Source organism: Tabrizicola sp. (assembly GCF_034366665.1).
Classification (GTDB): Bacteria; Pseudomonadota; Alphaproteobacteria; order Rhodobacterales; family Rhodobacteraceae; genus Tabrizicola.
The window spans coordinates 1-5,968 of the sequence record NZ_JAXMMF010000100.1 but is presented as its reverse complement, the minus strand read 5'-3'; the positions used below and the strand labels follow the sequence as shown (position 1 = coordinate 5,968).

Sequence of the window (5,968 nt, the reverse complement as noted above, 5' to 3'; positions counted from 1 at the left end):
TCGAGGTCCAGGTCTTCGCGATGGTCCGCCTGAACAGCCAGGCCGAAGCAGACCTTGCCACGTTCGAGGCCCGTTGCCGCGCCTGGCCTTTGGTCCGCGAATGTCACATGCTGAACGGCGAAATCGACTTCATCCTGAAATGCGTCTCGCCCGACCTGTCGACCTTCCAAAGCTTCCTGACCGAAGAGCTGCTGAAGGCCGACCACGTGGCCAACGTGAAGACCAGCCTTGTCATCCGCTGTGCGAAGGACGAACCCGGTCTGCCGTTCGATGTTCTGGAAGCGCGGCTCGCAAAAAGCGCCTGAAGCCGGTCGGGGGTTAGCGCGAGGCGTCCGAAACCTGGCGCGTCGCGGTTTTCAGCCGCATCGCAAAGCCCTTCTGGCCCGAGACCATCGCCGTTCGGCCCGAGGTCTGCCGCGCAGACGCGCGGGCGACGATACGGGTGTCTTCCCCGTCGCCCACCGTTTCAAGGATCGACAGGATCCAGCGGCGCTTGGTCTTCATCTGGATGATCATCGGATCCCCCGTCGTAATGCAACCTGTTGGTGTATGCTTGACGGGCGATTGCGGCAAGGTTGGGGAAGAAAGGTGCTGCAATCAGAGCATTTTCACGCCCCATTCAGCGAATTCAAAGCCTTATTACCGAGATGAGTCGACCATAATCGGCTTCTTTTGCGTGCGTTGTCCTGCGGAAGGAATAAAACCGGGCCGGATCGCGGTAGGTGCAGTGCCCAGTCCAGAGCGCCTCTTTCACCCCTGCGTTGCGCAGGCGGTACAGGCCATAGCCGGGCAGGTCGAACAGCATCCGATCGCCGGCAGCATTGGCGAAGAAGCGCGTGCTTGCTTCGTCCTCGGCGCGGAAGCGGTCAAAGAACTCGGGGCCGACCTCATAGGCGGCTTGGCTGATCGTCGGGCCGATCACCGCGGTGATGTTCGACCGCCGCGCCCCCAGTGCCTCCATCGCGTCGATCGTGGCTTCCAGTACCCCGTCCACTGCGCCGCGCCAGCCCGCATGGGCGGCACCGACGACCTTCGCCTTGGGGTCGGCGAAAAGGACCGGCTGGCAATCGGCGGTCAGAACGGCCAGCAGCACACCGGGCCGGTCGGTGACCAGCGCATCCGCCTCGGGCCGGATCGCCAGCGGGCCGGTCACGGGGACCGCCTTGGCAGAGTGGACCTGGTGGACCGTCAGCAGCGCCTCGGGTCCAACCCCCATCGCCTCGGCCACGCGGGCGCGGTTGATCGCGACGATCTCGGTCTGGTCCGACGATCCGGTGCCGCAGTTCAGCCCGGCAAAAATGCCCGAGGACGCCCCGCCCTTGCGGGTGAAGAAGCCGTGGCGGGCCTCAAGTGCGTCCGAGGTGATGATTTCCAGCGTGGTGGGCATCAGGCGAATCCGGGGGGCGGTGGGGCACCGTCCGAGGTCACGGCCAGCACCTTGAACAACGAACCCATTTCTTCCGGGTGGGTCAAGCGCCGATGCGCGGCGCGGTGACTTTCCAGAGCAGCCCCGGTCAGGTTCCGGGCAAGGCGCTCGGCCCGGGCGTCGATGCCAAGGCGGGTCAGGAACGCGCCCTGCGTGGTGTAGAAATGGGGCTGGTGTTCGGCGAGGGGTTCGAAGTCGACATGGGCGGTCAGGTCGGCCTCGCCCGGATGCGCCAGGGGGTCGTCGAACGCATGAGCGCGCAGCGCCTGCAAGGTGTCCCCGTGCGACCGCCAGTCGCCGTAGTCGATCACCAGAGCCACGCCGCCGTGGTGGTGGAGCCGGTGATGGACCTGCCGCATGATGAAACGGCCGATGCGGTTTTCCTCGATGATCGCGCCGTCTTCGCGGTGGTGCATCGCCATCGTGTAGGGAAGCGTCGGGCCCTCGGCCAGGCCGAAGGCCAGCGCGCCCTCCTGCAGGCCGATCAGGCGTTCGTGCCAGCCGCCGTTGATGAACTGGTACTGGTGGATCGGCAGGGCATCGAAGAACTCGTTGGCAACCAGAAACAGCGGTTGCTCGGGCAGATCGCCCGCCCCCTCGATCCAGCGCAGGCCCAGATCGTGGCCCCGGCTGATCGTCTCCTGTTGTTTCCGGCGCAGAACCGGCGAAGCTTCGACCAGCAGCACCCGTGCTGCGGCATGGAAGCCGGGAACACTGCGCGTCGCGCGCAGGATGTCGGCCATCAGCGTGCCGCGACCGGGGCCAAGCTCGGCCAGGGTGAAGGGCGCGGGCGCGCCGCGATCCAGCCAGGCCTGTGCCAGGGCCAGGCCGACAAGCTCGCCGAACATCTGGCTGATCTCGGGGGCGGTGGTGAAGTCCCCTGCCGCCCCGAACGGGTCGCGCGTGGTGTAGTAGCCGTGGACCGGGTGCAGCAGGCATTCCGCCATGTAGTCGGCCACGGTGATCGGCCCGGTCTCGCGGATACGCTCGGCCAGAAGGCGGGCGAGAGGGGTCATCCGCGCCGCCCTACTGCGCCCTTGCGCGCAAGGCGAACCATAGACCAAGGGCGATCATCGGCAGCGACAGAAGCTGACCCATCGTCAGGCCATAGTGCCCGGCCTGGACCGCCCAGCCGACGGGATTGCCGGGGCTGACGAACTGCGCATCGGGCTGGCGGAAGAACTCCACCACAAAGCGGGCAAGGCCGTAGCCCACCAGGAAGACTCCCATGATCAGGCCGGGCCGTTTCAGCGCATTGGTGCGGAAGGCCAGCCAGAGAAGGACGAGCGCCAGAAGCAGCCCCTCCAACCCGGCCTGATACAACTGGCTTGGATGGCGGGCACACAGGCCGACGACGCCCTCGCAAGTCTGCGCGGCGTCGCCCGGGAAGATCACACCCCAGGGCTGCGTCGTGGGGCGCCCCCAAAGCTCGGCGTTGATGAAGTTGGCCAGGCGACCCAGCATCAGCCCGACCGGGGCGGCCAGCGCCAGCAGGTCGCCCATCGACAACATCGGGATCTTCTCGCGCCGACAGAACCAGAGCGCGGCGACGACGACCCCAAGGAAGCCGCCGTGAAAGGCCATGCCGCCTTCCCAAAGCCGGACGATCTGCAGGGGATCGGCCAGATAGCTGGGCAGGTCGTAGAACAGGACATAGCCAAGGCGGCCGCCAAGAATGACCCCGACGATGGCCCAGGTCAGGAACCGTTCCACCTGGTCGGGCGTCATCGGTGCCGCGCCGGACCATAGCCGGGGCGTACGTACGGCCCGAAGGACGATCCACCAGCCGAACAGCAGCCCCACGATATAGGCCAGCGCATACCAGCGCAGGGCCAGGGTAAAGCCGAACAGCTCGACTTCGAACAGATTGGGCGAGATGTCGGGGAAGGGGATCATGCGGGCTCTCGTCGGTTTGGGGCAGGTTGTCGCGGGCAGGGCGGGTGATGTCAACCGCGCCTTGCCCTGCAGGCGGCGCGGGGCCATATAGAGGGCAAGCGCAGGAGACCGACCATGCAGACCCGCAACAAGTTCTTCGACGACATGAGCCAGCTCATGACCAATGCGATGGGCGTGGCCCAGGGCGCCAAGACCGAGGCCGAGACGGCGATGAAAAGCTTCGTCGACCGCTGGATGGCCGACCGCGACTTCGTCACGCGTGAGGAATTCGACGCCGCCCGCGCGATGGCGCAGAAGGCCCGGGAAGAGAACGCCGCTCTGGAAGCCCGGATCGTGGCACTTGAGGCGGCGCTTTCCAAGAAGAAGTGACCCCGGCCACCGCGGATTGGTGACGTCATCCCGTATCGCTTGCGACGAGAAGACGAAGTCGCACGAGGAGCCGCTGGTTCAGGCCCGCATCAGCCGGAACGCCGCCGACGCACCCCAGCCCGCCAAGGCGGCCAGGGCCAGCGACAACAGGCCATAGACCAAGGGCTGTTCCTGGGCGAGGTTAAAGATGAAGCGCTCCAGCCCTTCCTTGCGGACGCCGATCACCCGCTCCTGGCTGGCGATGACCCGCTTGTCGCGCAGAAGGAACAGGCGGACCTTGTATTCGCCCTCGGTCAGGTTGGCAGGCAGGACCACATCGGTGCGAAACAGCGTGTCTTCGGTCAGCTCGACCTTGCCCTCCAGCACCCGGTAGCGCCCTTCGTCGGTTCGGACCCGCAGCAGGGCCAGCACGAACTCCCCGGCCTTGTCCGCCTCGTCCGAGATGCCGATCGCGCGGATCATCCTTTCGATCGTGATGCCGTAGCGCAGGTTGTCCACGTCCGACAGGATGTAGTCCAGCGGCCCGGTGGTTGCGACAGCGTAGAAGCTGGGCGCGCTGTCGACCCGGACCGAGGCGTTGTTGATCCAGATCCCCGCGACCCGGTCCTTGCGACGGACAGCGACGGGGCCAGAGGGGCCCTCGACGGTCACGATCACCTCCAGCGGCCCCGCACCCTCGGGCGGCGGGGCGTCGCGCTTGACGGCACCGTAGATCAGGATCTCGGACCCGTCGAAATCCGCGGTGATCGAGACGCGGTTCTGGCTCATCCCGGCGACGATGACTTCCTGCGCGGCAGGCGCGTCTTGAGCGACGACCGGAAGGGCAAGCGCCAGCATCAGGGCAAGCGCGCGGATCACGGCAGGACCCCCGCGACCGAATAAAGCTCGGACGGCCGGACCAGCAGATCGACCGCGATACGGATCGAGACCGCCATCACCAGCAGCGACAACAGGATGCGCAACTGTTCAGCCTTGAGCCGGACGCCCACCCGCGTGCCCATCTGTGCGCCCACGACGCCGCCAAGGATCAGGATAAGCGCCAGCATCATATCGACGGTCTGGCTGTTCACCGCGTGCATGACCGTGGTGAATCCGGTCACGAAGATGATCTGAAAGAGCGAGGTGCCGATCACGACCTTGGTGGGCATTCCCAGCAGGTAGATCATCGCCGGCACCAGGATAAAGCCGCCGCCGACGCCCATGATCGCCGACAGAAAGCCCACGGCGGCTCCGATCAGCACCGGGGGAATGACGCTGATGTAAAGCCCGCTCGCCCGGAACTTCATCTTGAAGGGCAGGCCGTGGACCCAGGAATGGACATGCGCCCGGCGGATCGGCGGGCCACCCGGCTTGCGTGACCGCAGCAGGCTGCGCAGGCTTTCCTGGAACATCATCGCACCGATGAGGCCCAGGAAAATCACGTAGGACAGCTGGACAAAAAGGTCGATCTGCCCCAGCCGGGTCATTATGCCGAAGACCCAGACCCCCAGGACCGAGCCGACGACCCCCCCCGCCAGCAGGACGCCCCCCATCGTGAAGTCGACGCCCTTCCGCCGAAGCTGTGCCAGCACACCCGAGATCGACGAAGCGACGACCTGATTGGCCCCGGTCGCCACGGCCACGGCGGGCGGGACACCGATGAAGAACAGCAAGGGCGTGATCAGAAATCCGCCACCGACCCCGAACATGCCCGACAAGAACCCCACGATGCCGCCCAACCCCAGAATGAGGAAGGCATTGACCGAAACCTCGGCGATGGGAAGGTAAAGCTGCATCAGGGCGGCAATCGGTCGGAGAGACAGGGCGAGGGCGAAAGCGGCGGTGTGTTCAAAGGGTTGCGCGGCTTTGCCGGGGATGTCAAACGCCCCGTCGTCTCAATGCCGTGAGCGCAGGAATTCCCTGAGAATCCGTTCCAGTTTTGCCGCACCAAGCGGGGCCATCGCCTTGGTGTGTTCGTGGCTGATCTTCTCGTCCGACATGCCGGCGGCCATGTTGGTGATCGTGGAAATGGCCGCGACCCGCAGGCCCAGAAAGCGCGCCAGGATCACCTCGGGCACGGTAGACATTCCCACGGCGTCACCGCCCAGCAGTTTCAGCATGCGGATCTCGGCGGGGGTCTCGAACGAGGGACCGGAGTACCAGCAGTAGACACCTTCCGGCAGGTCAATGCCCTGCGCTGCGGCAGCCGCTTTCAGCGAGGCGCGAAGGCCCGGGTCGTGGGCATCGGTCATCGGCACGAAACGGGCATCGGTCTTTTCGCCGATCAGCGGGTTAAGG

Annotated in this window: 8 protein-coding genes and 1 pseudogene; 2 read left to right on the top strand and 7 right to left on the bottom strand. The window is 65.9% G+C overall.

The window, feature by feature from the left end:
* The coding region (locus tag U1E69_RS13725; protein WP_322244938.1) for an Lrp/AsnC ligand binding domain-containing protein at positions 1-305 on the top strand (305 nt) is incomplete at its 5' end.
* 13 nt (positions 306-318) lie between these two features.
* Here the strand turns inward: U1E69_RS13725 and U1E69_RS13720 are convergent.
* The 4 genes from U1E69_RS13720 to lgt form a co-directional block, all read right to left on the bottom strand.
* Entirely contained in the window at positions 319-516 is a 198-nt protein-coding gene (locus U1E69_RS13720; RefSeq protein WP_322244937.1) for a hypothetical protein, read from the bottom strand.
* 112 nt (positions 517-628) lie between these two features.
* Positions 629-1,387, bottom strand: coding sequence for a peptidoglycan editing factor PgeF (pgeF, locus tag U1E69_RS13715; RefSeq protein ID WP_322244936.1), 759 nt, complete (start codon positions 1,385-1,387; stop codon positions 629-631).
* Positions 1,387-2,442, bottom strand: a complete 1,056-nt coding sequence (locus U1E69_RS13710; protein ID WP_322244935.1) for a class I SAM-dependent methyltransferase — start codon at positions 2,440-2,442, stop codon at positions 1,387-1,389. The genes pgeF and U1E69_RS13710 overlap by 1 nt, the downstream gene beginning before the upstream one ends.
* 10 nt (positions 2,443-2,452) lie before the next feature.
* Entirely contained in the window at positions 2,453-3,322 is an 870-nt protein-coding gene (gene lgt / locus U1E69_RS13705; protein ID WP_322244934.1) for a prolipoprotein diacylglyceryl transferase, read from the bottom strand.
* 114 nt (positions 3,323-3,436) lie between these two features.
* On the opposite strand from lgt, the gene U1E69_RS13700 reads away from it, so the two are divergent.
* Positions 3,437-3,691: an accessory factor UbiK family protein gene (locus U1E69_RS13700; RefSeq protein WP_322244933.1), complete on the top strand. Its 255-nt coding sequence runs from the start codon at positions 3,437-3,439 to the stop codon at positions 3,689-3,691.
* Positions 3,692-3,769: 78 nt separating this feature from the next.
* Here U1E69_RS13700 and U1E69_RS13695 read toward each other — a convergent pair whose 3' ends face one another.
* The 3 genes and pseudogenes from U1E69_RS13695 to U1E69_RS13685 all read right to left on the bottom strand — a co-directional run.
* The gene (locus U1E69_RS13695; RefSeq protein ID WP_322244932.1) at positions 3,770-4,549 is read right to left on the bottom strand and encodes a TIGR02186 family protein; all 780 of its coding nucleotides are present in this window, start codon (positions 4,547-4,549) and stop codon (positions 3,770-3,772) included.
* Complete coding sequence (locus U1E69_RS13690; protein WP_322244931.1) at positions 4,546-5,466, bottom strand: sulfite exporter TauE/SafE family protein; 921 nt, start codon at positions 5,464-5,466, stop codon at positions 4,546-4,548. The genes U1E69_RS13695 and U1E69_RS13690 overlap by 4 nt, the downstream gene beginning before the upstream one ends.
* A 99-nt stretch (positions 5,467-5,565) precedes the next feature.
* Positions 5,566-5,968 (bottom strand): annotated as a pseudogene (locus U1E69_RS13685) (purine-nucleoside phosphorylase); the annotation flags it as partial.